Genomic DNA, 24,946 nt, shown 5'->3' on the forward strand with positions numbered 1-24,946 from the left:
AAGATGATATTTGACAAACTAAAGCAACATAAAAAGATTATTGAAAATTTCTCTTATTTGTCTGTTTTGCAAATACTCTCATTAATTACTCCTTTAATTACTTATCCTTATTTAGTAAGAACTTTAGGAGAGATAATGTATGGGACAGTTGTATTCGCTCAGGCCGTAGTAGCCTATTTTAATATCCTAGTTGTTTTTGGTTTTAATTTCACAGCAGCAAGAGATGTTAGCTTGCATAGAGATAACCCTAAGAAATTAACTGAAATTGTTAGTGCGGTAACTATTATCAAGACATTATTTTTAATAATTTCATTATTATTAATATCATGTTATATGTTTTATACTCCCAAAATGGATTATATCTTATACTATTTATCCTTTTGGATATGTCTCAATGAGATTCTATTCCCTACTTGGTTTTTTCAAGGAATAGAAGAGATGAAATATATTACTTTCATTAATTTAGGGATACGTGTTTTGTTTATAGGAATGATTTTTATATTTATAAAATCTCCCAATGACTATTTATTTTTCCCTTTACTGAATGGTATAGGGTCTTTTTTGGCAGGAGTTGTTAGTTTTTCTTTATTATATAAAAAATACAAATTACAATTAATAAGAGTTCCTTTAAAAACACTAATTGAATATATAAAATCATCATATCATTTATTTATATCTAATGTATCTATTCAGATATATGTAAATGCCAATAAGATTATTATTGGTCATTTTTTAGGCATGCGAGAGGTTACTTATTACGACTTAGCAGAGAAAATAACTAATATGGGAAAAGTTCCTCAAGGCATGATTAATCAGGTCTTATACCCTAAGATAGCCTTAGAAAAAAATAAAGCCCTTTTAAAGAAAGTTCTCAAAGGAACAATTCTTATGAATGTTGTTTTGTACTTGATAGTTTTTCTGTTTTCTCATCAGATAGTAACCTATTTTGGAGGAAACGAAACTGTTTTAAGAATTCTATTTTTAACAGTACCTATTATAGGAATAAGCAATGTATTAATGATATTAACTTTACTACCCTTTGGGTATAATAAATCTTTTACAAGAATTGTCTTTTTATCAGCTTTCTTTTATTTATTCATTGTTTTGATACTTTATGGACTAAATTCTATATCGTTATATACTCTTACAGCCACCAATGTAGTTGTGGAATCGTTAGTTTCTATAATAGCATATATTTATGTTAGACAAAAAAAAATAATAGATTTATGAGTGAAGATAAAATTATTAAGATATTAGTTTGTTGCCACAAGAGGGATGTGATGGCTACCCAATCCCCTTATTTACCTATACAAGTAGGTAAGTCTATATCTACTACAGATTTAGGAATACAAGCTGATAATACTGGAGATAATATAAGTGAAAAAAACCAAAGCTATTGTGAACTTACAGGTATCTATTGGGCTTGGAAAAATTTGAAAGATATAGATTATATTGGACTTTGTCATTATAGGAGATATTTTGATTTTCATAAGCAGGGAAATATGATAGCACACAGCACGATTATTCCTTCTAAAGATTTTGAGAAATTAAATTTGTCAGTACCTAAGAATGTTTTAAAAGAATTGGAGAAAGGCTACATATTTATTCCTAAGAAAATAACTTACAAATATCCACTATACATTGATTATAGTATTCATCACTTAAGTGAAGATATTCGTAAATTAGAAGAAATAATTAACACCCATTGTGAAGATAAATATAAAGAAGCTTTTAGTAAAGTTATTCATCATAATAACAAACTAAGCCATTATAATATGTTTTTGATGTCATGGAAAGAGTTTGATAAATATTGTCAATGGCTTTTTTCTGTTTTAGTGATTGCAGAGAAAGAGATTAACATAACCAATTACAATTCTGTTCAAAAACGTATTTTTGGATATATGGCAGAGAGACTTTTTAATATTTATATCTATGCTAATCAACTAAAGGTAAAAGAATTACCTATACTTAAAATTAGTGATGAAATAAACAATACAAATCTTATAAAACGAATTGCTAGGACTCAAGTCAATAATTTAACTGCTTTATTCCATAAAATTTAAAAAATGATCTCTATTATTATAGTAAATTACAACACCAAACAGCTCACTTTGGATTGTATCAGATCTATATATAAATATACAAAAGATATTGATTTTGAGGTGATTGTAGTAGATAATGCCTCTTCAGATAATTCTGTTGAGGCTATTAGAGAATCTTTCCCTATAGTAAATGTAATAGAGCCTAAAGAAAATTTGGGTTTTGGTAGAGCTAATAATCTTGGAGCTAAATATGCTCAAGGTGAATACTTATTTTTACTCAATAGTGATACCTTACTTATAGAAAATAGTATTAAAAAACTATATGACTTTTATACAGAGAATCAAGAAAAACTTCATATTGGGGTCTTGGGATGCACTTTAGTAGATAAAGATTTAAATCTCATACATTCTGGAGGTGATTTCCCCACAATCAGTAGATATATCTTTGATCATCCTTTTCGTGTTATAAATAAAATATTTAAAACAAATAAGAGTACATTCAAAAAATATTCTTATAATAATCCTATAACTAAAATAGATATGGTAACAGGAGCTGATATTCTTCTATCCAAAGAAATATTTAATAAAGTAGGAGGCTTTGATGAGCGTTTTTTCCTTTATTATGAAGAAACAGATATGGAATATAAGCTTACAAAGTTAGGATATACTCACTATATCATAAATACCACAAAAATTATTCATTTGGAGGGAGGAAGTATGAGCTATTCCAATTGGAAACGAAAAATAATACAAAATAGTCAGACTCTTTATTTCAAATTAAATCACTCTAATCTCTTTTGGATATATGGAATATTTGAACTATTGATGACTCCTCTTAGATTCTTACAATTCAAATATTCTTTTGAAGAGAATTTAGATTTTGTGAAAAGTAATTTTAAAAATATCTTTTAAAGATATACATAGATAGTAAGATGAAAGAAGAAATAGATGCTTATAAAGGGTGTAAATTAATCCTTTTCATAAATATTTTTTATATTACTATATCATATTTATATGCCCTAATAAGAAGAGAATATAACGGAGATTTCTTAGATATTCCTGTTAATTTGAATCCCTTTTTTTTATCTTTTGTATGGATAATCTCTATAATTCCTTTCTTAGGACTATGGTTATTATATAAAAAATATAAAAAAAAACACATTCCTTACAAAAAAGTTTATATAAGTATAGGATTTGTGAAAATGTTTGTCTTTATATTATTAATATCTCATATTTTTGTCACATTAGTTTTTGGCGTTGGAAAGGCTGGTTTTTCTGTATACCAAGCCCCTTCTTTTATTAAATTTTTTATACAAATATTACTGCGCTTTGATTCTACTATGTGGGGCGTTTTCTTGATATTTATATGCTCTAAAAGAGATTATACAACTCTCTTATGGACAATTCTACTATTGAGCATTTTAGGAATAACGAGGGCGTCAATGGGATTTCTCTTTTTTACCTTTTGGATAACTATTATAAAATACAATAAAGAACTTTTACATTTTTTGAAAAAATATTTTTTTATAATATGTATAATAATTCCCACATTCCCTTTTTTTGTAGAATTTGCGTATAATCAGAGAGATATTCTTAGAAAAGCAGGAGATGGAAATATAAAATATGATAAAAACACTCTTTTGGCTGGAAAGTTAGTCGGAAGATTATCTAGTTTTTCTAATACTGCTATACTTATAGATAAAGGTATTTATTATTATATAATTGCACAAGATTTTGATACTTTTTTTTATCAAAAAAATATGCTTATAATGATTAATGGGAGTGTCTTCAGTAAAAAGGATGTGCCAGAAAAAGTACTTATTGAAAATGGACCTGAGAATGCTTCCTTTATGTTAGGAACCTCTGGGATTTTAATTTTTTCACTTTATAAATCTACAACTTCTTTCTTTATTAATTTATTTTCTATCATTATTATATGTATTCTAGTATTCAAAATATTAAAGACCATTAATTTTTCTATGAATAACGAATATGCTTTTTTTATATTATTGGGTCCTATTCTAAGTGGTGTTGGTCTAGAATATTTCGCCTGTTTATTAAACGCTATCATATTGTTTATAACTTTACTTTTTTTTAGAGCTTTTAAAAAATTACAATTAAACTAATTTTATGAAACAAGTTATATATATAAATTCTTATGCCAATAAAAAACATCACGAATTATTTAATACTGCTGTACTAATTGCATTAAATAATTTTAATATCAAATTATACTCTGGTAAAAGATCTAAAAATAATATGATATTTCTATCTAAAGAAAACGGATTTAAACTGAATTTCAATAATATAAAAAGTACTAACCTATTTATATTAGAAGGAAATTCTAGATGGACTAATTTTTTTAAATATATTTTAGGCACTTTATATAATATATATATATTGTTATCTTCTAATAAAAATGATATCCTTATATATAATTTCAACAATTCTCTATCCTTGTATTTTTTGAATAAACTAAATTCTCTCTTAAAGAGAAAAATACTTATCTTCTGCCATGGAGAGATGGAATTATTAATTAACAATGAAGGAGGAGGGCTTGCAAAACTTCTAAAATGGAATCTTAGAAATTTTTTTCTAAGAAAAAGAAATATTTATATTTCATTCTGTGTCTTAGGTGATTGTGTGATAGAAAATCTAAAAAATATAATAGGAGAAAATATTAAATATTTTTACAGTATTGATCATCCCTATTTTTTTAATAAAAATATTGATGAAAACATTAATAATAAAAATAATGTAGTGTCTTTTGCTACAATTGGTGAATTAAATATTTTTAAAGGACTATATTCTTATATAAATCTTTTAGAAAAAGTCAATATGAAAGATAAATCTTTTTCTATAATAGGTAACACAAGTGATCATGTAGAAGAACTCAAAAAGAAAAATATTATTTTAAGGGGAAAGGATAATTATTTAGATCGAAAAGATTTTGAAAACCTAATTTCAAAAATAGATTATGCTCTATATTTCTATTCATCCAACAAATATAAACTAACTGCAAGTGGAGCTATTTTTGATGCTATCAACGCTAGAAAACCCATTATAGCATTAGAGAATGATTATTTCAGATACCTTTTCAAAAAATATGGGACAATTGGATATCTTTGTAAAAATATAGACGAAATGGCAGAGGTAATCAACAATATAAAAAAAGAAAAGAAAACTATTTTTAATTTTGATAATTATATCAACCAACTATCTATAGATTCTTTTACAAAAAATTTTTTAAATATTATAGAAAGAATGTGATTATGTCAACTCCAAAGATTTCTGTTTGTATAGCTACCTACAATGGTGAAAAATACATAAAAGAGCAATTAGAATCTATTATACATCAATTAGATGAAGATGATGAAATCATTATATCTGATGATGGATCAAATGATAAAACTATCCAAATAATAGAAAACTTTAAAGATACTAGAATTAAAATTTTTAATCATTCTCCCAATAGGAAAACAAAATATAAATTTGATTTAACTACTCGAAATATAGAAAATGCTCTTTCTAAAGCACAAGGGGATTTTATTTTTTTAGCAGATCAAGATGATATTTGGATAAAAAACAAGGTTGAAAAAATAATACCTTTCTTTGAAAAATATAGTTTAATACTACATGATTGTACTATAATAAATGATTCCAAAAAGGTATTACATGAATCATATTTTAAATTAAATAAATCAAGAACAGGTGTTGTCAATAACCTTATAAAAAATTCCTATTTAGGATGCTGTATGGCTTTTAGGAAAAGTATTTTAAAAAAATCTATTCCTTTCCCTACATCTCCTATTCCACATGATATTTGGATAGGATTGATTGCTGAACTTAAAGAGAATGTTTTCTTTTGTAATGAAAAATTAATCCAATATAGAAGACATGAAAATAATTTGTCTTCATCGTCATCAAAAAGCAACAATTCTATTTATTTTAAATTAAAATATAGATTTTTTATTTTGAAAAATTTAATCAAAAAACTATTTATATGAAAATCTTACATATAGGAAAATTCTATCCTCCTTATTTTGGGGGGATTGAAAAGGTTAATTATGATATTGTAGAGGGTTTGAATACAAAAGGTATTCAAACGGATGTATTGTGTTCTAATTATACCAAGGGAAACTCTTTTTCAGAAATTCCCTATAAAATATATAGAACTCACACTTTAAAAGTTATAGCTTCTACCCCATTAAGTTATAGTCTTATAACAACTCTAAAGAAGATTCAAGACAATTATGATATTATCCATGTCCATTTACCTAATCCTATGGCTAACTTAGCTATCTTTCTTACACGTCCCAAGAGTAAAATTATTTTGCATTGGCATAGTGATATCATAAAACAAAAAAAATTATTAAAACTATATAGTCCTTTACAAACTTGGTTATTAAAGAGAGCTGATAAAATAGTTACTACTACTCCTACTTACTTAGAAGGTTCCAATACTTTAAAAAAATATAAAAATAAAATAGTATGTATTCCTATTGGTATTGATAACAACGAATTATTCATAGACCAAAATACTTTAAATAGCCTAAAAAACAAATATAAAGGATATAAAATAATTTTTAGCTTAGGAAGACTTGTTTATTATAAAGGTTTTGAATATTTAATAGAAACAGTAAAATCTTTACCCAATGATATTATCATTCTAATAGCAGGTATTGGCGAATTAAAAGAAAAATTACAAGAACACATTTCTAAACATAATTTACAAGATAGAGTAAAACTCTTAGGAAAAATACCTTTTGAAGAGTTAGGAGCTTATTACCAGCTTTGTGATATATTTTGTCTCCCTTCTACCGAACGATCAGAAGCTTTTGGAGTAGTACAAATCGAAGCTATGGCTTTTGGAAAACCTGTTATTTCTACAAGTATCAAAGGTTCAGGGGTTGATTGGGTAAACCTCAATAATGTATCAGGTATTATAGTGCCTCCTAAAGATACTAACAGATTGACAGAAGCTATTATGGAATTACTTACTGATGAAAAGAAATATCAACTGTTATCAATAGGTGCTAAAAAAAGATATGAAGAAGTATTTACAAAAGATAAAATGGTAGATAGTTTTAAAAGTCTCTATTTAGAAATATTAGAATCTTAATCTATAATTCATATTATTTTCGTACCTTTGCCTCAAAATCTATACTTATGCAACTCACACAAAAGCTCAAACAAATCTTTATAAGTGATTTAGAAAAATACTCCCCTTTTATGGAGCGAGACCTGAAGAAATTGCTTATGAATGTCTCTATCCCTTATCTCAATGGTAAGGAGGTAGCGCATGTGGTGGCCTTTTGTTTTGAGTATGACTATGAGGATCTTACCATTTCTTTTTGGGCATTGGGAGAAAATAATGAAATTATCTCTGAAATACTCGAACTTCCTACCGAAAGGGACGAAAAACACTTCCCCTCAGATAAGTTTGTTGTAGAAGAAGAGGACTTGGAGGACTTATTGTATGAAACAGAGCTAGAGGAGAACGAAATTGAGGATTTGCTTATTGAATACCGACAGGAAAAACTAGCTATCTTCACCAACTGGTTTATAGCTCGTTGGAAAAATGTTACCGAACAGCTTAATGTTACTATTGATGCCTATTTTTCTAAACTCAATGCTTTCTATAAGACAGATCTGAACACCTTAGAGCCTATCAGTTCAGAGGAAATTCAGGAGAAATATACAAATCCAGAAAATGAAATATAACACTTTATTACACATGAGAACATTTGCCCAGGTCTTTTGTTTAAGTTGGCTCTTTTTTTGCGGTAGCTTAGCTACAAATGCACAGACAAAAGGGCATTTTTCCGATAAAAGGTTGCAAACAGACACTTCAATAGCAGGTTATGATGGGCCTTATATCTTTTATAATAAAGAAAAAGCCATCATAAAGCAGATTATTGAGAAAAAAGGGCAACCTACAAGTGTAAGTGAAGAACTGGCATATCCCATTGCTGGTAAGAAGCTTAAATGTTATGTAAATGACAAAGAGCATTTCTCTTTCAAGGTACAGGAATTACTACAAAACCAGCCTTCTGTGTATACCATGCCTGAAAAGCTCATTGCTATTTCAGATATAGAGGGACGTTTTGAGGAGTTCAAGAACTTTCTCATTGCCAATAAGGTGATGGATAAGCACTACAAATGGACTTTTGGTAAAGGGCATCTGGTTACTGTAGGTGATTTCTTTGATCGAGGTTTGTTAGTCACCCAAACACTTTGGCTTATTTATTCCTTGGAAGAACAAGCAGAGAAAGCTGGAGGCAAGGTTCACTTTATCCTTGGCAACCATGATCTTATGAATATGAACAATGATTTTCGCTATGTTCGTAAGAAATATCTCGAAAATGCCAAACTCATGGGACAAGAATATTATGATTTCTACAAACCTAATACAGAATTGGGGCGTTGGTTAGCTACTAAAAATATTCTGGAGAAAATAGGAGACTATATCTTTGTTCATGCAGGCATTTCCAAAGAGGTAAGTGATCTGAATATGGGGGTTGAGGGGATCAATAAGTATGCACGAGGCTACTATTTCCATAATAGAGAAGCAACATTAGGAACTGATCCTATAGGAAAAACCATCTATATGTTTGGTAAAAGTCCGATGTGGTATCGTGGTTATGGAAAACAGACCATTGATAAAGCAGAATTTGCAGCCATTGCCAAAAATATGGATACTAAGAAATTTGTCATTGGGCATACCCTGCACGAATCAGTAACTTATCTTATGGATAAGCAAGTCATTGACCTTGATGTGCTCCATGCCAAAGGAATTACTCAGGGATTACTGATAGAAAATGGACAAGAATATATGGTAGATATTCAGGGACAAAAGTCAGCTCTCAAGGATCAAGCCAAAGAAGTTGATGATTAATTATTATATTTAAATTGTTTTTATTTACTCATGAACATGAAAAATCAATTTGGAATACTCTTTGTTTATTCTGAGTTGATTTTTCCCCTTTATGAACATTACCTCAAATGAAATTCCAATTAGTATCCGATTTCAAGCCTATGGGCGACCAGCCTGCTGCTATTGCCTCTTTGGTCAATGGTATCAATGACCAAGAGAAATACCAAACGCTCTTGGGTGTTACAGGCTCTGGAAAGACCTTTACTATAGCCAATGTAGTGGAACAGGTACAGGTGCCTACTTTGGTCTTAGCGCATAATAAGACCCTTGCCGCTCAGCTCTATAGTGAGTTCAAGGCCTTCTTTCCGAATAATGCAGTGGAGTACTTTGTATCTTATTATGACTACTACCAGCCTGAGGCTTATATCCCTACAACTGGGGTGTATATAGAGAAGGATTTGTCTATCAATGAGGATATTGAGCGAATGCGCCTCAGTACTACCTCTTCTCTACTCTCTGGCCGCCGTGATGTGCTCGTGGTAGCGTCTGTCTCATGCTTATATGGTATCGGAAACCCTTTGGAGTTCCAGAAGAACGTCATTTCTATAGAGGAAGAACAAACACTCACACGTACCAAGTTTATGCACCAACTTGTACAGAGTCTCTACGCACGTACCACAGCCGACTTTCTACATGGGAATTTCAGGGTAAAGGGCGATGTCATTGATGTCTTTCCTAGCTATAGCGAAACGCCTATTCGAGTACATTTCTTCGGCAATGAAATCGAACTGATAGAAACCTTTGACCGCGAGACGAATAAGACCATAGAACGGTTGGAAAAGCTCAATATATATCCCGCCAATATGTTTGTTACCTCTCCTGAAATACTACAAGCAGCTATCAGGGAAATTCAGGACGATTTGGTCAAGCAAATAGCGTTCTTTCAATCGGTAGGGAAAAACTTGGAAGCAAAACGCTTGGAGGAGCGTACCAATTTTGACCTAGAGATGATACGTGAGTTGGGCTATTGCTCTGGAATCGAGAACTATTCCCGCTACTTGGACAGACGCCCTCCAGGGAGTCGCCCCTTCTGCCTGATAGACTATTTCCCTAAGGACTTCCTTATGGTGATAGACGAGAGCCACGCTACTGTTCCCCAAGTACGCGCTATGTATGGGGGCGATAGGAGCAGGAAAGAGAACCTCGTAGAATACGGATTCCGCCTTCCGGCAGCGATGGACAACCGTCCACTTAAGTTTGAAGAGTTCGAAGCGCTACAAAATCAGGTAATCTATGTCAGTGCTACCCCAGCGGACTACGAATTGCAGAAGTGCGGAGGCGTATATGTAGAACAAGTCATTCGCCCTACTGGTTTGCTCGACCCTAAGATAGAAGTACGCCCCAGCAAAAATCAGATAGATGATCTCTTGGAAGAGATACAGAAGTGTGTAGAGGAAGACCAACGTGTACTGGTAACCACTCTTACCAAACGTATGGCAGAGGAGCTGACTAAGTACCTAACAAAGATGGAGGTACGTTGCCGCTATGTACATAGTGATGTGGATACACTGGAGCGTATCGAGATTATGCAAGACCTTAGAAAAGGACTTTTTGATGTACTTATAGGGGTCAATCTGCTCAGGGAGGGATTGGACTTGCCTGAAGTATCCTTGGTTGCTATCTTGGACGCTGATAAAGAAGGCTTTTTGCGTTCCGCTCGTTCCATGACCCAAACTGTAGGACGTGCCGCTCGTAATATAGATGGCCGCGCTATTATGTATGCCGACAAAATGACTGATAGTATGCGCATTACCATTGAGGAAACCGCCTACCGAAGGGAAAAACAGATGAACTACAACCTCACCCACGGCATTATCCCACAACCATTGCATAAGAAAATCGAGAATCCTCTTAGCAAAAGCCCTATTACGGAATTTCATTATGAAAATGCTCCGAAAAAGAAAGAACACTCCCCTACCAAGCCGATGAGCAGAGGAGAACTTGAGAAAGAGATACAACAAACTCGCAAGCTGATGGAAGCCGCTTCCAAAGAATTGGACTTCATTCAGGCGGCACACTACCGCGACCTACTCAAGGAACTTCAGGAAAAGCTTCAAACAAGCTCCTTATAGGCATTGTGTATCAAAAGATAATCAGCAAGCACTAAGGCAGACATCGCCTCTACGATGGGTACCGCACGAGGTACTACACAGGGGTCATGTCTGCCTTTTCCTTGGAACTGCACCACCTCCCCTGCCCTATTGATCGTCTCTTGCTCCTGCATAAGCGTTGCCACCGGCTTGAAGGCTACACGGAAATAGATATCCATTCCATTGGAAATGCCCCCTTGTATGCCTCCTGAGTAGTTGGTATGAGTCGTGCCATCAGGTAGGAATATATCGTTGTTCTGGCTTCCTCTTTTTCTAGTAGAAGCGAATCCCCCTCCATACTCAAAACCTTTTACGGCATTGATAGAAAGCATGGCCTTACCTAGTTCAGCATGTAAGCGGTCGAAAACGGGTTCACCCAATCCTACAGGCACGCCTTGTATTACACAAGAAACGATCCCTCCTACGGTATCTCCGTCCTTGCGTACCTCCCTGATATAGGCTTCCATTTGTTCTGCCAGTACGGGATCTGGACAGCGTACGGGATTTTTTTCTATTTGGGAAAAATCAAGCAATTGATAATCCTTTTCAGGCAATGCCAACTCCCCCACGGCTGATACATAGGCAGTAATTTTTATCCCTTTTAGGAACTGCTTGGCAATAGCTCCCGCCACTACACGAACGGCTGTTTCTCGAGCAGAACTACGTCCGCCCCCACGATGGTCACGTAAGCCATATTTCTGCTCATAGACATAGTCTGCATGGGAGGGGCGATATAAATCCTTCAAATGGTCATAGTCCTGAGAATGTTGTTGGGTATTGGCTATGATAAAGCCAATAGGTACCCCTGTGGTCTTTCCCTCAAAGATACCCGAAAGAAACTGCACCTTATCAGCTTCCTTACGTTGGGTTACGATAGCCGACTGCCCTGGCCGACGTCTGTCAAGCTCTCTTTGTATTTCTTCGAAGTCCAATGCGATTCCCGCAGGGCAACCATCAATCACACCTCCTATAGCTGCCCCATGTGATTCGCCAAAGGTAGTGAGCCTAAACAAATGTCCAAATGTATTTCCTGCCATAGTCCTAATCTTCTAATTTTTCAATAGTAACCTCATAAAGTTGCTCAAAAAGCTGTTCTACATAGCTGGCTTCTGCCTTGCGCACCTCTATAAGAAGGGTGCAGTTCATCTCCATAGTCTGCGAAACAATGGTGAGATTCCTGTCCTTAATAATTTTCATCACCTTATTCATATCCTTATAATCAAAGACAATTTTGTAGGTAAGGTCAATGGTGCGTTCCTCTATCTCGGCTTCTTGTAGGGTGAGCTGAGCGGTAGTTTTATAAGCGGTAATAAGGCCACTCACCCCCAGCTTGATACCACCAAAATAGCGCACTACGATCAGTAGTACATTGGTCAGCTCAAAGGACTGTATCTGCCTGTAGATAGGTAGCCCTGCTGTGCCACTAGGTTCGCCATCATCATTCGCTCTATAAGTAAAGTGCTCTTTGCCCAACTGATAGGCATAGCACCAGTGCCGTGCTGAAAAGTGTTCTTTCTTAATCGCCTCCAAGTGCTTTTTCACCTCCTCCTCCGTGGTAATAGGATACAAATAACCTATAAACTTACTGCTCTTATCCTTATAGATAATATCGGTAACAGGCTGGCTGATAGTCTTATAGGTATCTGTCATAGGAGTGAAGAATGAATAGTGAAAGGTAAAAAATAAAGTACAAAGATATAAAAACAACCCCTATATTACTATAGGGGCTCCTTTAGATGTTTTCACAACGGAATAATCCTTATTGTGAGTTGCTTTCAAATATGGGACAAAAGTACAACTTTTTTTCTAAATAACAAACTTAAATATGATTTTTTTATTAAATTTGTAGCGAATTAAACTTATTAAATATATGAAGAAGAGAAAACATATTTTAGGATTAGATTTGGGTACCACCTCTATCGGTTTTTCGCATATTATAGAGGATGAAGACCGAGAAAAATCAACTATTGAAGAAATTGGAGTTCGTATTATTCCTCTAAGTGTAGATGAATTATCTAATTTTGAAAGAGGAAAAACTATTAGTACTAATGCAGATAGAACTCTTAAACATGGGGCAAGAACAAACCTTGATCGCTATCAATTAAGACGAAAACAACTCATCGAATTATCAATTCAAGCAGGTCTTATTACCTCTTCTACAATCTTAGCTGAAGATGGGAAAAACACGACCCACTCTACTTGGCAATTGAGAGCTAAAGCTGCTGTTGAACGGATCGAAAAAGATGAATTAGTAAGAGTTTTCCTTGCTATTAATAAAAAACGAGGTTATAAAAGTAGTAGAAAAGTTAAAAATAAAGATGATGGACAGATAATAGATGGAATGGCTATTGCCAAACGTCTATATGATGAGAATTTAACTCCTGGTCAATTAGTATTGCAACTATTAAAAGAAAAGAAAAAGCAACTTCCTGATTTTTATCATTCAGACTTGCAAAAGGAATTTGACCTTATTTGGAATTTTCAAAAGGAATTTTATCCTGAAATCTTAACAAATGACCTTTACAAGGCTTTGCAAGGAAAAAACAAAACTGATTCCTCAAGTATTTTCTATAATTATTATCATTTCAATACTGCTGAAAACAGAGGTACTAAAGAACAAATGCGATTGCAAGCATATCGTTGGAGAGTAGATGCTCTTTCCAAAAAAACTCTCAAAAGAAGAAGTTGCTTATGTTTTGGTCGAAATAAATAGTAATCTAAACAATAGTAGTAACTATCTAGGAAATATTTCAGATAGAAGTAAGGAACTCTATTTCAATAAGCAAACGATAGGACAATTTTTATATACAAAACTGAAAGAGGATAGACACTATAGTCTTAAAAATAAAGTATTTTACCGGCAAGATTATTTAGACGAATTTGAGCGTATTTGGGAGACACAAGCTATTTTTCACAAAGAACTTACAGAAGATTTAAAAAAACAGATCCGAGATACCATAATTTTCTATCAACGCAGACTTAAATCACAAAAGGGATTAATCTCTCTTTGTGAATTTGAAAATAAAGAGATTACTATTGAAAAAGAAGGAAAAACTGTCACTAAGCAGATTGGAGTTCGTGTCATTCCCAAATCATCTCCCCTATTTCAAGAATTCAAAATTTGGCAAATCCTCAATAATGTTATTTGTAAAAAGAAAGGAACTCGAAAAAAGAAAGCTGTTACACCTGCTCCTTTGCTTTTTGAATTATTCGGCACACCCTCTGAAACATTCTTTAGCTTAGATATGGAGTGTAAGCAACTTCTTTTTGAGGAACTTAACCTAAAAGGTAACCTAAAAGCAGATAAAGTAATCCGTTTATTAGGTTATATTCCTCAAGAATGGGAAATCAATTACAACCAATTAGAAGGAAATAGAACTCAAAAATCACTTTATGAGGCTTATTTGAAGATTATTGAGATAGAGGGGTATGATATAAAGACCTTTTTGAGAATAAAATCAGATAAAGAGGATTGGGATTTAGAAGAATCTCCTCTTTCTGCAAAGGAAATAAGAGAAAATATACAACATATTTTTGAAACATTAGGTATCAGTACAGCAATACTATATTTTGATGCTACTCTACCTATTAAAGACTTTGAAAAACAGGCTTCTTATCAACTTTGGCATTTACTTTATTCTTATGAAAGTGATAATTCTCCTTCTGGTAATGAAACACTTTACAAATTATTACAAGATAAATTCGGTTTCAAAAGAGAACATGCTGTGTTTCTTTCAAACATATCATTTCAAGATGATTATGGTAGTCTCTCGGCGAAAGCCATTCGTAAAATATATCCTTATATAAAGGAGAACCAATATAGTACTGCTTGTGAATTAGCAGGATATAGGCACTCCAAACTTTCTTTAACAAAAGAAGAACTGAATAATAGGCCACTAAAAGACCTAATTTCTCCACTAAAGAAGAATAGTTTAAGAAATCCTGTTGTAGAAAAAGGTCTCAACCAAATGATTAATGTCGTAAATGCATTAATAGAAAAAAATAGTGAGAAGGATGCTGAAGGAAACATCATTAAGTACTTCCATTTTGATGAAATTCGTATAGAATTAGCCCGTGAACTAAAGAAAAATGCACAAGAACGAGCTGAAATGACCCTAAATATAAAGAATGCTACCATAGAACAAGAAAAGATTAAGAGTATACTTATCTCAGATTTTGGAATCAAAAATCCTACTAAAAATGATATCACTCGTTATCGATTATATCAAGAGTTAGCTCATAATGACTATAAGGATCTATATACAAATACCGATATTCCTAAAGAACTATTGTTTAGTAAGAATATTGATATTGAACATATCGTTCCTAAAGCAAGAGTGTTTGATGATAGTTTCTCAAATAAGACATTAGCCTACAGAGATTTCAATCTCAAAAAAGGAGAAAATACAGCTTTTGATTTTATAGATTCTTCTTTAGGTGAAGAAGAACTTAACCAATATATTGCAAGAGTAGAAAATGCCTTTAAAACTAAAAACATTTCAGCTACCAAGTATAGAAATTTACTAAAAAAAGCAACCGAAATTAACGACGGTTTTATCAACAGAGACTTGAGAGAAACTCAATATATAGCCAAAAAGGCGAAGGATCTACTTTTCCAAATAACTAGAAGTGTTGTTAGCACATCAGGAAGTATTACCGATAGGTTACGTGAAGATTGGGGACTAATAGATATCATGAAAGAACTAAACATGCCTAAATACAGGGATTTAGGACTTACTGAAATAATAGAGCGTAGAGATGGTAGAAAAGTAGAAGTGATAAAAGACTGGACAAAGCGTAATGACCATCGTCATCATGCTATGGATGCGCTTACTGTTGCCTTTACCAAACCCTCTTATATACAATATCTCAATCATCTGAATGCCCGAAAAGATGAAAACAATAAACTATATGCTGATATTTTAGGTATAGAAAGAAAAGAAACTACTAAAATACACGATGAAAATGGTAATGAAAAAAGGGTTTTTATAGAACCAATACCAGGTTTTAGACAAATAGCTAAAAAATATTTAGAAGAAATACTCATTTCTCATAAAACAAAAAATAAAGTAGTTACCAAAAGTATAAATAAGATAGCTGGTACAAATAAAAAACAAGAAACACTTACACCACGAGGGCAACTACATAAAGAAACTATATATGGCAAATATCATTATTATAGTAATAAAGAAGAAAAGATAGGCACAAAATTTGATAAAGAAACTATTTCAAAAGTATCTAATCCTATTTATCGATATGCGTTACAAAAAAGATTAGAAGCAAATGAAAATAATCCCAAAAAAGCATTTACAGGAAAGAATGCCCTTTCTAAGAATCCTATCTATTTGGATGATGCTAAAACTAAAATTTTACCAGAGAAAGTAAATCTTATTTATTTAGAGGAAGATTTTTCTATAAGAAAAAAAATAGTCTCTGAAAATCCTACCTCCAAAGAATTTGTTCCTAACTCAATATCTATTGAAAAAATAGTAGATGAAGGTATAAAGCGTATCCTTAAAGAAAGACTTGAAACTTATAACAATGACCCTAAAAAAGCCTTTGCTGATTTAGATAAGAATCCTATTTGGCTCAACAAAGAGAAAGGAATTTCAATCAAGCGAGTTACTATCAGTGGTGTAAAGAATACTCAAGCCTTACATAGTAAGAAAGATCACCTAGGAAAACCTATCTTAGACAAAGAAGGGCAAGAGATCCCTGTAGATTTTGTAAGTACAGGTAATAACCACCATGTTGCCATTTATCGTGATCAAAAAGGAAATTTGCAAGAACAAATCGTCTCCTTCTTTGAAGCTGTTGTGCGTGCTCAGCAAGGACTTCCTATCATAGATAAAACTTACAAACAAGAAGAAGGTTGGCAATTCTTATTCACCATGAAACAGAATGAGATGTTTGTATTCCCTAACGAAATAACTGGATTTAACCCTTCTGAAATAGACCTATTAGATCCAAAAAATAAGAAATTAATAAGTCCAAACTTGTTTAGAGTACAAAAAATATCTATTAAGGATTATTTCTTCAGACATCATTTGGAAACTAATGTGGAGACTAATAATATTTTGAAAGATATCACTTGGAAGCGAGGAGGATTATCTCTTTTAAAAGGTATTATAAAAGTTCGTATTAATCATTTAGGAAATATAGTAAGTATTGGAGAATACTAAATATTAAACATTAAGCAAAAACAATTGAATCATATAAGCTATGTTATACCGTTCTATTTATATAGGTAACCCTGCTTATTTGAAGCTGAAAGACAAACAATTAAAGGTTACCGACCCAGAAACCAAAGAAGAAAAAGGCAGTGTCCCTATAGAAGATATAGGACTACTGATGCTTGACCATTACCAAATCACCCTCTCTCACCAGCTGATACAGGAACTGATGAAAAACAATGTGATCCTTATCAGCTGTGATGAATGGCACTTACCCTTGGCAAGGAGAATGCCGAGGTACATATCAACCGTGTCAAGCAATGGCTCCCTGAGTTTGGAAAAGTAGCCATATTTACTATCACCGACAAGCAATTTGAAGGAATAGAGATCTTCTATTGTCAATCAAAGAAAGATCCTCCTAAAGATTGTATTCAGCTCACTCTTTTTTAAATTTTAGAAAACGAAAAACCTTCCTTTTTATTCCTAAGATAGAATAGAAAAGAAGGTTTTCTCTTTTTGAACTTTTGAATAACCTACAGACAATCAATCTCTTTAAAAAGATTGAGGTTGTTTGAGGTCACAAAGTTACAAATTTGAAAGCAACTCACAACTGTTTTGTGCTACATAAATATCTATATCAGTTGTTTGAGGTCACAAAGTTACAAATTTGAAAGCAACTCACAACTTTGCTAAGAACGAAGCCAACCAAGCGGGCGTTGTTTGAGGTCACAAAGTTACAAATTTGAAAGCAACTCACAACATTGTCAAGATAGCCACCGAAAGTGGGGGGGGTGTTTGAGGTCACAAAGTTACAAATTTGAAAGCAACTCACAACAAAATGTATTGATGTTAGTGCCATAATTGGGTTGTTTGAGGTCACAAAGTTACAAATTTGAAAGCAACTCACAACCCTACTCAACGACAAAGGGCAGGCTGTGGAGTTGTTTGAGGTCACAAAGTTACAAATTTGAAAGCAACTCACAACGGTGATTCTCGAAAGCGAGTTTTTTATACAGTTGTTTGAGGTCACAAAGTTACAAATTTGAAAGCAACTCACAACCCCTCCTCTTTCTCCTTCAGTTCCTTTTCCGTTGTTTGAGGTCACAAAGTTACAAATTTGAAAGCAACTCACAACGCAGTTTGGGAAGGTTCGGATGAGGAAAAGTTGTTTGAGGTCACAAAGTTACGAATTTGAAAGCAACTCACAACGCTGTGTAGGATCAGGCGCTCCCCATCCACTGTTGTTTGAGGTCACAAAGTTACGAATTTGAAAGCAACTCACAACGTTGTTCTTGGTCAATGATAAATCAGCATGGTTGTTTGAGGTCACAAAGTTACGAATTTGAAAGCAACTCACAACGGCCGCCACGTTGTGTTGTTTGCTTCTTGGGTTGTTTGAGGTCACAAAGTTACAAATTTGAAAGCAACTCACAACGCTCAGGTCGTCGATTTACTCAGAAACTTGGTTGTTTGAGGTCACAAAGTTACGAATTTGAAAGCAACTCACAACTTATCTGCCCGTTCATGTCCTTGACTATCGGTTGTTTGAGGTCACAAAGTTACGAATTTGAAAGCAACTCACAACGGCAAAGGCTCTTAGTTCATATTTACGTTGGTTGTTTGAGGTCACAAAGTTACGAATTTGAAAGCAACTCACAACGCGCTCCGCTGTACCCTCTTTCCGATGAAGTTGTTTGAGGTCACAAAGTTACGAATTTGAAAGCAACTCACAACAGGATTGGTAATGATGGCTGTTTTCATCTCGTTGTTTGAGGTCACAAAGTTACGAATTTGAAAGCAACTCACAACATAACTTTTTTATATCCTCCTCCCTATCTGTTGTTTGAGGTCACAAAGTTACGAATTTGAAAGCAACTCACAACGGCTAAGTACTTATCCTTCATCTCAGATAGGTTGTTTAAGGTCACAAAGTTACGAATTTGAAAGCAACTCACAACATTTCCAAACTCATCTTGAAAAGTAACCTTGTTGTTTGAGGTCACAAAGTTACGAATTTGAAAGCAACTCACAACATATTCTTGTTTAATTTTGACAGTGCAAAAGTTGTTTGAGGCCACAAAGTTGCGAATTTAAAAATAACTCACAACAATACTTATACTAATTCATGTTTTACAAGTTGATTTTAATATACAATTAACATATTTAGATGTAACAGCATAACGAATAAGAGGTTAGTCACTATAGACTGACCTCTGACCACTAACTTCTGTTAAGTACTTAACATATTTTTTTATTGTATAAATTCTTACTTCTCATAAGCCTTCCCCTTGACTTCGACACCTGAATTGTTGTAACTTTGCCTCGTTTTTCAGTAGTCAGTGGTCAGCCATTAACCATTAGTGGCATTAATCATTAATCATTATGGAAGAGGCTTTAGATATACTTTGGACATACGCTCGTCGTGAGCCGATAGAGAGCAATGGGAAGACTATAGTGGCCACCATTAGCCAAAGCATCGCAGCTATTCGCCTTATTATGCGTTTAGAAGGATGGCTGCAAAGAGATGAAAAACAAAAAGTGAAGAGTGAAAAACAAGCTGCGCCTGCTTACGCAACACCAACTCTCACATCATGTGATTTGCCAGCGGCTCAATGTCTAACGTCTGATTTGCCAATGCCTGCCTATAAGGGCAAAGCCCATGACAATGAAGCTGGTGAGCAATTCGCCCAAACCAATATAGACACTCCAGCCAGCACCTGTTTAGCAGCCTCCTCTCCTAGGGAAGAAAAGTTTAGGACTTCTCAGCAAGAGCCTAACCATCCTACTGCCAAAGCCTCCTATCATACGAGCAAACCCCGTAAGGTTTGTCATCAGCGCCCCTATGTCAAGGATGATAAAAGTCCTAAACATACGAGCAAACCCCGTAAGGTTTGCCTCCAGCGCTTAGTTATTAAGGAAGGCTTGTACAAGGAAATCACCTTGATTGAGTCGCCTATAAGGAGCGCTTCTCTAAATTGCGTCTCTAACCTAACACTAGCTAAGGCGCTCCCACCTTAAAATTAGTTCACTAAGCCTTTTAGTAAGGTTTTTTCTATGATAAGCCTCAAGGGAGGTTGGGTGCATATGAAGCTGCTGAGTCTTATAGAGCGCATAGTAATGAGTGAGGGCTTGCTTAATACCTTGTGTGTCGGTTAGGGAAAGGGTGATGCCTGTTTGGGTTTGTGCAATAATATCCTTGACATCCCATTGCTTATACCCCAAGGCGAGTATAGGTCGCTGTGAGGCCATATATTCAAAGAGTTTCCCTGGGATAATACCCTCTGTCTTGGGTTGGTTAATCTCCAAAAGGAGCAAAAGTTGTGAATGGCGTTGTAGAACTATGGCCTCAGCGTGAGAGATATAGCCCTTTAAGTCTAAATAGTCGGTAAGCTGCCACTTCTGAAGACTGGCGAGTACCTCATCGCTTACTTTTCCTGCCAAGCATATACGTAGGTCTTGCCTGAAGTCGGCTTGTTCCCTTATCATCTCGCTCAAGACCTGCCAAAGAGGTTCGGGATTGCGCTCGGAGAGTAAGGAGCCTATATGAGAGAGCAGAAAAAGAGGGGAAACCGAGGGGGTCTCTGTAGGGAGTTCATCGTCATAGCCGTTGGTAATCACCTCTATTGGGCGAGAGGTCTTGGCTTGAAACTCTCTTTGGGTACTGGGACTGGTTACAATCAGGGTATCGGCAGTTTGCAAAACAGCTTGCTCCATGGCCAAATGTTTCTGTGCGGAGTGCTTAGTGAGTCTTAGCTGCGAATGGTAACCTATGGTTGTCCATGGGTCTCTGAAATCGGCTATCCAGCGCAAGGCGGGAAACTGCTCCTTGAGGCGTAGTCCTATAAGGTGTAGGCTATGTGGAGGAGCTGTAGTAATAATGGTATCTATATGATTCTCAGATAGGTATTTTGACAGATATTTTACAGAAGGGCGTACCCATAGCACCCTTGCATCGGGAATAAAGAGGTTGCCCCGTATCCAGAGCAGGAGTTTGTCAAGCGGGGAGGGCTTTTTAGTAGGGATAATACCTGCACTTATCTTTTGGGTCTTCTCCTTAGAGAAGAGAGAGGCCAAAGCGTAGGGCTCAAAAATCTTAGTTTTTAGGACGGTTAGGTCTTCAGGGATATCATCTGCCATATGGGGGTCAAGTATAGGGTAAGTAGGATTCTGGGGGGTATAGATCACTGGTTCTATACCAAAATCGCGTAGGTACTTGACAAATTTGACCCAGCGTTGTACCCCTGGTCCCCCTGCTGGCGGCCAATAGTAGGTGATGATAAGTACTTTCTTCATTCCTGATGCTGATTAGTACTAACGCTTTTCGGCAAGGATTCTTACAGAGGCCAATTCCTTGTATTTCTTACGGGCTTCCTCGGCAGGAGAACCAAAATAGGTTTGCCCTCCTTCGAGTGATTTGGTAACGCCGCTTTGAGCGAGAATTACTGCTTTTTCACCTATAGTAACCCCACTGGTGATACCTACCTGTCCCCATAGGGTAACCCTATCTTCTATTACCACACAACCTGCAATACCCACTTGGGAGGCGATTAGGCACTCCTGCCCCACTACTGTATCGTGGCCTATATGTACATGGTTATCTATCTTGGTACCTCGCTTGATAGTGGTATCGCCTGTAACACCTCGGTCTATGGTACAGAGCGCCCCTAAGTCCACATGATCCTCTATGACCACGCGCCCCCCTGAGATGAGTTTGTCAAAACCTTCAGGCCGTTTCTTATAATAGAACGCATCGGCACCGAGGATAGTACCTGCATGTATAGTTACATGGTCTCCTATCTTGCAACCATCATATATGGTTACATTGGCATGAATCAGGCAGTGATCTCCTATCTCCACATGATTGCCTACAAAAGACCCAGGCTGTATAATCGTATGCTGGCCTATCTTAGCCGTAGGAGCAACCAGTGTATCGGCCTTTTCAAAAGGTTTGAAAAACTGAGTGAGCTTATTGAAATCCCTAAAAGGATCATCGGAAATAAGCAGCGCTTTGCCCTCTGGACAAGGTACTTCCTTGTTAATCAACACTATAGTTGCCTTAGACTGCAACGCTTTGTCATAGTACTTTGGGTGATCCACAAAGACAATATCGCCCTGCTCTACCACATGTATCTCATTCATACCCAGTACAGGAAAGGCTTTATCTCCCACAAAGGGACAATTGATAATAGTGGCTATTTGTTCTAATGTATAAGGTTGTGGAAACTTCATAGGGTCATAAAATAATTATGGTTGCAAAGATAAAAAAAATATGAATACCCTAATAGTGAATTTTTTCTAAAAAAAATCCGCCCCCTATTTGTTAATAAAAAATCCCTTTTCCCATGACTATTTGCGTGCATTTATTAGTATCTTTGCCCTATAGATTATATGTTATTTCATTGATGAATAATAAAAAAACGCAATTATTTATTATCCTCAAAATCAGCTGTATTGTTCTCTTACCAATACTATTCCAATCTTTTGCTAACCACCGAAATAATATTCGCAAAGTACAGAAAATAATCATCAACCGCCAAGCACCACTTGACAAAGTACAATATATTACTAACGATGCGATTGAGAGCCTATTGTTTTCTACTAAGAATGCCGAAGAATACTCCCTTAAGGAGCTGAAAATAAATTTGTTAGAAAAAAAACTGGATGCTGATCCCATGGTAGAAAGTGCAGATATTTATCTCACTATTGACGGGATACTCAAAGTGGATGTCAAGCAGCGTGAACCGATAGCGAGGATTATCTCCAATAATCAGTTCTATTATATGGATATGCAGGGCAAGCAGATGCCGCTTTCCAAAGCCACCTCTGCCCGTGTGCCTATTGTACGTGGGGTAGGTGAAAAACAGTGGGAGGACGCACATCTGATTCTAAAACACATCTATACAGATCATTTTCTAAAAGAAAACATTATAGAACTGACCGCCAACAAGGGTGCTTTCTATGCAAGACTCCGAGGAGCTGATTTCTCTGTTTGCTTGGGAAAGGCTGATAATATACCTTTGAAATTCAACAACTTAAAAGCCTTTTATAAAAAAGCTGCTAAGGATCATTTCTTAGATAAATACACAAGAATAGATCTGCAATATAACAATCAAGTGGTCTGCCACAGAGCTCAGACAGCTATAGAACAAGCAAATGAGTAAGGATTTAAAAATATTCATAAAAGAATTAAAAAACACACAAAATAACAGATTAGATATTATTAGAAATGAAAACAGAAAATAAAATGAATCAGAGAAAATACTTTGCGGGAATTGACATAGGAACTACTAAGATTGTGGCAATCATTGGTTGCGAGAACCAATATGGTAAGTTGGAGATCTTAGGTTATGGAAAAGCTAAGAGCCAAGGTATTTTCCGTGGAATGGTAGGAAATATAGGAAAAACGATTGATTCTATAGAACAGGCGGTAGCACAGGCACAAGCCAAAGCTGGAGTGATCATCTCGGAGGCTTATGTGGGTATTGCAGGGCAACATATCAAGAGCAATGAGGCCTCTGACTATATCACACGCGAGAATGCTGAGGAGATTATCACCGTTAAGGACTTGGAAGCGCTTTGCCAATGTGTGATGAGCAGCAAGAACCGATACCCTGGTGAAGAAGTGATTCATATACTTCCACAAGAATACAAAGTTGATAATCAGGAAGATATACATGACCCTATCGGAATGGTAGGATCGCGTTTGGAGGGTACTTTCCATATTGTAACAGGACAAGTAGCCCCTATCAAGAACATACAACGCTGTGTAACCAAAGCGGGAATTGCCCTAAAAGGACTTACCTTGGAACCTATTGCCTCTTCGGCTTCTGTACTAAGTGAGGAAGAGAAGGAAGCAGGGGTAGCTTTGGTGGATATAGGGGGGGGTACTACCGACTTGGCTATCTTCAAGGAAGGTTATATCCGCTATACAGCAGTGGTGCCTTTTGGTGGCAATATTATAGATAAGGACATCAGGGAAGGTTGTAATGTTTTTGACAAACAAGCCGAGCAGCTCAAGATCCGTTTTGGCTCTGCATGGCCTGAATATACCAAAGAAAATGAGGTAATCAATATCCAAATGTTCAAAGGACGTGAGCCTCAAGAGATTCAAGTTACTAACTTAGCGCGTATCATACGCTGCCGTATGGAAGAGATCATTGAAGCTATCTTCAATGAAATCAAAAACTATGGCTATGACCAACCGCGCAAAAAGCTCATCGCAGGGATTGTACTCACTGGAGGGGGTAGTGAACTGAAAGACCTACCTCAGCTGGTGGAATACCTCACAGGCCTACCTACCCGTATTGGTCACCCCAATGAGCACTTAGCTAGCAATACCCCTACCGAGCTTTCCTCTCCTATCTATGCCACTGCCATCGGGCTATTATTGGACGGCATAGAGCGCGAACATAGTGAGGGACAGCGCATCGACTTCTCCCAGCTAAGTGAGACCCCTACACAGGAACCTACAGCTACTATAGAACCAGAGGAGGAAGCGCCCGCAGTTGCCGAACCTGTAGTACTTCCTGTAGCGGAACAAGAACCTGAAAAGGAAAAAGAAAAAGAGGAAGAACACAAGCCTGAAAAGAAGAATATCATAAGAACCCTCTCGGATAAGTTTACTGACTTTTTCAAAACCATGGAATAGCCATACTTGATTTTTATACTACATTAACGTAAAAAACAAGGATTATATTTGTTAGA

General features: G+C 35.3%; 17 protein-coding genes, 2 pseudogenes and 1 CRISPR repeat array. Of the genes and pseudogenes, 15 read left to right on the forward strand and 4 right to left on the reverse strand.

Going from position 1 to position 24,946, the window contains the following annotated elements; translation table 11 throughout:
- The first annotated feature begins 3 nt into the window (after positions 1-3).
- The 10 genes from HMPREF9331_RS02780 (at position 4) to uvrB (ending at position 11,051) form a co-directional block, all read left to right on the forward strand.
- Positions 4-1,230, forward strand: a complete 1,227-nt coding sequence (locus tag HMPREF9331_RS02780; RefSeq protein ID WP_016419637.1) for an oligosaccharide flippase family protein — start codon at positions 4-6, stop codon at positions 1,228-1,230.
- A complete protein-coding gene (locus HMPREF9331_RS02785) occupies positions 1,227-2,063 on the forward strand; it encodes a DUF4422 domain-containing protein (RefSeq protein WP_016419638.1) in 837 nt (278 codons plus the stop codon). The genes HMPREF9331_RS02780 and HMPREF9331_RS02785 overlap by 4 nt, the downstream gene beginning before the upstream one ends.
- 3 nt (positions 2,064-2,066) lie before the next feature.
- Complete coding sequence (locus HMPREF9331_RS02790; RefSeq protein WP_009641085.1) at positions 2,067-2,954, forward strand: glycosyltransferase family 2 protein; 888 nt, start codon at positions 2,067-2,069, stop codon at positions 2,952-2,954.
- A 20-nt stretch (positions 2,955-2,974) separates the two neighbouring features.
- The gene (gene wzy / locus HMPREF9331_RS02795; protein WP_016419639.1) at positions 2,975-4,168 is read left to right on the forward strand and encodes an oligosaccharide repeat unit polymerase; all 1,194 of its coding nucleotides are present in this window, start codon (positions 2,975-2,977) and stop codon (positions 4,166-4,168) included.
- Between the two features lie 4 nt (positions 4,169-4,172).
- On the forward strand, positions 4,173-5,312 hold the full coding sequence (locus HMPREF9331_RS02800) for a glycosyltransferase family protein (protein ID WP_016419640.1): 1,140 nt from the start codon (positions 4,173-4,175) through the stop codon (positions 5,310-5,312).
- Positions 5,313-5,314: 2 nt separating this feature from the next.
- A complete protein-coding gene (locus tag HMPREF9331_RS02805; protein ID WP_016419641.1) occupies positions 5,315-6,049 on the forward strand; it encodes a glycosyltransferase in 735 nt (244 codons plus the stop codon).
- Positions 6,046-7,164, forward strand: coding sequence for a glycosyltransferase (locus tag HMPREF9331_RS02810; RefSeq protein WP_016419642.1), 1,119 nt, complete (start codon positions 6,046-6,048; stop codon positions 7,162-7,164). The genes HMPREF9331_RS02805 and HMPREF9331_RS02810 overlap by 4 nt, the downstream gene beginning before the upstream one ends.
- A 47-nt stretch (positions 7,165-7,211) precedes the next feature.
- Entirely contained in the window at positions 7,212-7,766 is a 555-nt protein-coding gene (locus HMPREF9331_RS02815; protein WP_016419643.1) for a hypothetical protein, read from the forward strand.
- A 13-nt stretch (positions 7,767-7,779) separates the two neighbouring features.
- The gene (locus tag HMPREF9331_RS02820; RefSeq protein WP_016419644.1) at positions 7,780-8,940 is read left to right on the forward strand and encodes a metallophosphoesterase; all 1,161 of its coding nucleotides are present in this window, start codon (positions 7,780-7,782) and stop codon (positions 8,938-8,940) included.
- Between the two features lie 107 nt (positions 8,941-9,047).
- Positions 9,048-11,051, forward strand: a complete 2,004-nt coding sequence (uvrB, locus tag HMPREF9331_RS02825) for an excinuclease ABC subunit UvrB (protein ID WP_016419645.1) — start codon at positions 9,048-9,050, stop codon at positions 11,049-11,051.
- Here uvrB and aroC read toward each other — a convergent pair.
- Both aroC and HMPREF9331_RS02835 read right to left on the reverse strand, forming a co-directional pair.
- A complete protein-coding gene (gene aroC / locus HMPREF9331_RS02830) occupies positions 11,033-12,106 on the reverse strand; it encodes a chorismate synthase (protein ID WP_016419646.1) in 1,074 nt (357 codons plus the stop codon). The two genes, uvrB and aroC, sit on opposite strands and share 19 nt — an antisense overlap.
- A 4-nt stretch (positions 12,107-12,110) precedes the next feature.
- A complete protein-coding gene (locus HMPREF9331_RS02835; RefSeq protein ID WP_016419647.1) occupies positions 12,111-12,719 on the reverse strand; it encodes an IMPACT family protein in 609 nt (202 codons plus the stop codon).
- Positions 12,720-12,939: 220 nt separating this feature from the next.
- On the opposite strand from HMPREF9331_RS02835, the pseudogene cas9 reads away from it, so the two are divergent.
- The 3 genes and pseudogenes from cas9 to HMPREF9331_RS02855 all read left to right on the forward strand — a co-directional run bounded on the left by cas9 (position 12,940) and on the right by HMPREF9331_RS02855 (position 20,260).
- Positions 12,940-17,251: pseudogene (cas9, locus tag HMPREF9331_RS02845) on the forward strand (type II CRISPR RNA-guided endonuclease Cas9).
- Positions 17,252-17,291: 40 nt separating this feature from the next.
- Positions 17,292-17,537: pseudogene (locus HMPREF9331_RS12690) on the forward strand (CRISPR-associated endonuclease Cas1); the annotation flags it as partial.
- Positions 17,538-17,808: 271 nt separating this feature from the next.
- Positions 17,809-19,350: a CRISPR direct-repeat array (repeat unit 45 nt; unit sequence GTTGTTTGAGGTCACAAAGTTACAAATTTGAAAGCAACTCACAAC).
- Between the two features lie 274 nt (positions 19,351-19,624).
- A complete protein-coding gene (locus tag HMPREF9331_RS02855; RefSeq protein WP_016419652.1) occupies positions 19,625-20,260 on the forward strand; it encodes a hypothetical protein in 636 nt (211 codons plus the stop codon).
- Here the strand turns inward: HMPREF9331_RS02855 and HMPREF9331_RS02860 are convergent.
- Positions 20,237-21,535, reverse strand: a complete 1,299-nt coding sequence (locus HMPREF9331_RS02860) for a glycosyltransferase (RefSeq protein ID WP_016419653.1) — start codon at positions 21,533-21,535, stop codon at positions 20,237-20,239. The two genes, HMPREF9331_RS02855 and HMPREF9331_RS02860, sit on opposite strands and share 24 nt — an antisense overlap.
- Before the next feature lie 18 nt (positions 21,536-21,553).
- Entirely contained in the window at positions 21,554-22,471 is a 918-nt protein-coding gene (locus tag HMPREF9331_RS02865; RefSeq protein ID WP_016419654.1) for a UDP-3-O-(3-hydroxymyristoyl)glucosamine N-acyltransferase, read from the reverse strand.
- A 173-nt stretch (positions 22,472-22,644) separates the two neighbouring features.
- On the opposite strand from HMPREF9331_RS02865, the gene HMPREF9331_RS02870 reads away from it, so the two are divergent.
- A complete protein-coding gene (locus tag HMPREF9331_RS02870) occupies positions 22,645-23,403 on the forward strand; it encodes a cell division protein FtsQ/DivIB (RefSeq protein WP_040356891.1) in 759 nt (252 codons plus the stop codon).
- Positions 23,404-23,486: 83 nt separating this feature from the next.
- On the forward strand, positions 23,487-24,890 hold the full coding sequence (gene ftsA, locus HMPREF9331_RS02875) for a cell division protein FtsA (protein WP_016419656.1): 1,404 nt from the start codon (positions 23,487-23,489) through the stop codon (positions 24,888-24,890).
- Positions 24,891-24,946 lie beyond the last annotated feature (56 nt).

The sequence above is a fragment of the Capnocytophaga granulosa ATCC 51502 genome (genome assembly GCF_000411115.1).
Lineage (GTDB): Bacteria > Bacteroidota > Bacteroidia > Flavobacteriales > Flavobacteriaceae > Capnocytophaga > Capnocytophaga granulosa.

Excerpts from the sequence above, each read along its gene's own strand:
- HMPREF9331_RS02780 (WP_016419637.1), top strand. The coding sequence starts at position 4 with ATGATATTTGACAAACTAAAGCAACATAAAAAGATTATTGAAAATTTC.
- HMPREF9331_RS02785 (WP_016419638.1), top strand. The coding sequence starts at position 1,227 with ATGAGTGAAGATAAAATTATTAAGATATTAGTTTGTTGCCACAAGAGG.
- HMPREF9331_RS02790 (WP_009641085.1), top strand. The coding sequence starts at position 2,067 with ATGATCTCTATTATTATAGTAAATTACAACACCAAACAGCTCACTTTG.
- wzy (WP_016419639.1), top strand. The coding sequence starts at position 2,975 with ATGAAAGAAGAAATAGATGCTTATAAAGGGTGTAAATTAATCCTTTTC.
- HMPREF9331_RS02800 (WP_016419640.1), top strand. The coding sequence starts at position 4,173 with ATGAAACAAGTTATATATATAAATTCTTATGCCAATAAAAAACATCAC.
- HMPREF9331_RS02805 (WP_016419641.1), top strand. The coding sequence starts at position 5,315 with ATGTCAACTCCAAAGATTTCTGTTTGTATAGCTACCTACAATGGTGAA.
- HMPREF9331_RS02810 (WP_016419642.1), top strand. The coding sequence starts at position 6,046 with ATGAAAATCTTACATATAGGAAAATTCTATCCTCCTTATTTTGGGGGG.
- HMPREF9331_RS02815 (WP_016419643.1), top strand. The coding sequence starts at position 7,212 with ATGCAACTCACACAAAAGCTCAAACAAATCTTTATAAGTGATTTAGAA.
- HMPREF9331_RS02820 (WP_016419644.1), top strand. The coding sequence starts at position 7,780 with ATGAGAACATTTGCCCAGGTCTTTTGTTTAAGTTGGCTCTTTTTTTGC.
- uvrB (WP_016419645.1), top strand. The coding sequence starts at position 9,048 with ATGAAATTCCAATTAGTATCCGATTTCAAGCCTATGGGCGACCAGCCT.
- aroC (WP_016419646.1), bottom strand. The coding sequence starts at position 12,106 with ATGGCAGGAAATACATTTGGACATTTGTTTAGGCTCACTACCTTTGGC.
- HMPREF9331_RS02835 (WP_016419647.1), bottom strand. The coding sequence starts at position 12,719 with ATGACAGATACCTATAAGACTATCAGCCAGCCTGTTACCGATATTATC.
- HMPREF9331_RS02855 (WP_016419652.1), top strand. The coding sequence starts at position 19,625 with ATGGAAGAGGCTTTAGATATACTTTGGACATACGCTCGTCGTGAGCCG.
- HMPREF9331_RS02860 (WP_016419653.1), bottom strand. The coding sequence starts at position 21,535 with ATGAAGAAAGTACTTATCATCACCTACTATTGGCCGCCAGCAGGGGGA.
- HMPREF9331_RS02865 (WP_016419654.1), bottom strand. The coding sequence starts at position 22,471 with ATGAAGTTTCCACAACCTTATACATTAGAACAAATAGCCACTATTATC.
- HMPREF9331_RS02870 (WP_040356891.1), top strand. The coding sequence starts at position 22,645 with ATGAATAATAAAAAAACGCAATTATTTATTATCCTCAAAATCAGCTGT.
- ftsA (WP_016419656.1), top strand. The coding sequence starts at position 23,487 with ATGAATCAGAGAAAATACTTTGCGGGAATTGACATAGGAACTACTAAG.